Source organism: Acinetobacter sp. TUM15064 (assembly GCF_008980265.1).
Lineage (GTDB): Bacteria > Pseudomonadota > Gammaproteobacteria > Pseudomonadales > Moraxellaceae > Acinetobacter.
In genome coordinates, this window is record NZ_BKFU01000140.1 from 1 (window position 1) to 1,613 (window position 1,613).

General features: G+C 34.8%; 2 protein-coding genes. One reads left to right on the forward strand and one right to left on the reverse strand.

Annotation, left to right across the window (positions count from 1 at the left end):
* The coding region (locus GBI16_RS18035; protein WP_032023737.1) for a DDE-type integrase/transposase/recombinase at positions 1-443 on the forward strand (443 nt) is incomplete at its 5' end.
* 123 nt (positions 444-566) lie between these two features.
* Here the strand turns inward: GBI16_RS18035 and GBI16_RS18040 are convergent.
* Positions 567-1,313: an IS5-like element ISAba31 family transposase gene (locus tag GBI16_RS18040; RefSeq protein WP_125268873.1), complete on the reverse strand. Its 747-nt coding sequence runs from the start codon at positions 1,311-1,313 to the stop codon at positions 567-569.
* Between the last annotated feature and the right edge of the window lie 300 nt (positions 1,314-1,613).

Here is a 1,613-nt window from a genome sequence, read left to right on the forward strand (position 1 = left end):
TTGATGTGTTTTCACGAGCAATTGTTGGATGGAAAGTATCTACACGAATGAATACAGATATGGTGCTCGATGCATTGGAGCAAGCATTGCACGATCGAGGCATGCCAAAGAATGTGATTCATCATTCAGATAGAGGTGTTCAATATCTTTCTATTCGCTATACCAATCGTTTAGAAGCAGCAAATTTACGAGCATCAGTCGGTACGACTGGTGATTCATACGATAATGCTCTGGCTGAAACGGTGAATGGCTTATACAAAACAGAGGTGATTGAATATTTAAAAGCAGATTGGCAAGGTTTAGCGGATGTACAACTTGCGACATTAAATTGGGTAGATTGGTTCAACAAAAAGCGTGTACACAGTGCACTAGGTTATGTATCGCCTTTTGAGTTTGAAGCAATGTACTATGATAAGATTAATCCGTTAGGTCAGGTGGCCTAACTTAAATAAAAAAGCCTCCGACAAACCCGGTACGGTTCAGTTTAGCTTTTGAATGTTTGTGCAACAAAGCCAAAAAAAAATACTAAACTAGGATCTGTTGACACTTGCTGTTCATAATTAACCCTATAAAGGTAGCCATAAAAATATACAGGCTAAAGCAACAGAACTTTGATAATTTCTTTTGAGCTTGTCATATCGAGTAGCTATTCCTCTAAATTGCTTTAATCTACAAAACATATTTTCAACTAAATGCCTGATTTTATATAAATACCAGTCCATATGGTCATTGTTGGATTGGCTATTTGTTTTCTTTGGTATATTCGCTTTAGTCCCTGTTTTCCTGATCTGTTCACGCAGTGGTTCTGAATCATAGCCTTTATCTGCACATACCACTTTTGTCTCTTTTAAATCTAATGTTGATATTAAATCAGGTGCAACTTTAACATCATGTGTGGTTCCATCGGTAATCATGAAATCAATAGGATTGCCATGTGCATCAACAATCAAATGTATTTTTGAGGAGTTTCCTCCTACACTTTTAGAAATAGATTGATTCGCTATGCCGGCAGAATGTTGATGAGCACGTACATGAGAGCCATCAATAAAAATCCACTCCATATCGGGGCATGAGGCTAGTAATTTGAATAATCTAATTAACTTACCGCTGCTTGACCAACGATTAAAACGTTTGAAAATAGAGTTTGAATGACCAAAACAACAAGGAATATCTCGCCACGGACAGCCTGTTCTAATTCTATAGAGAATAGCTTCAATAAAATTGCGTAAATTTGAGTTGTGGTGAATGGATAAATTACGCAGAATAACTTTCAACTTTTGCCAGTGTTGATCTGTCAGCATGGTACGAGGCATAGCGAATAGTAAAATTGGGTTTGGCGATTTGATTTTACTACTTCGCTATTTTTTTAAGCTAAAAGTGTCAACACACCCTAATTTTTTATAGTAATATTTGATTAATTTTTATAGAGTAGCTTTGATTTTTTAATACTTTAGAAATATATGAAAATTTTAATTTGTAATAAAATTAGTGATGTAAACACGTCAGATTTAGATATTAACGAAATTGAGGATTACTTGATTTTATTAGAGCATTCTTCATGGAATGACTTCGTCTATAAGGTAACTTTCAATCTATATATTATGAATATGCTT

Coding starts and splice junctions, on each gene's coding strand:
- GBI16_RS18040 (WP_125268873.1), bottom strand. CDS start 1,313: ATGCCTCGTACCATGCTGACAGATCAACACTGGCAAAAGTTGAAAGTT.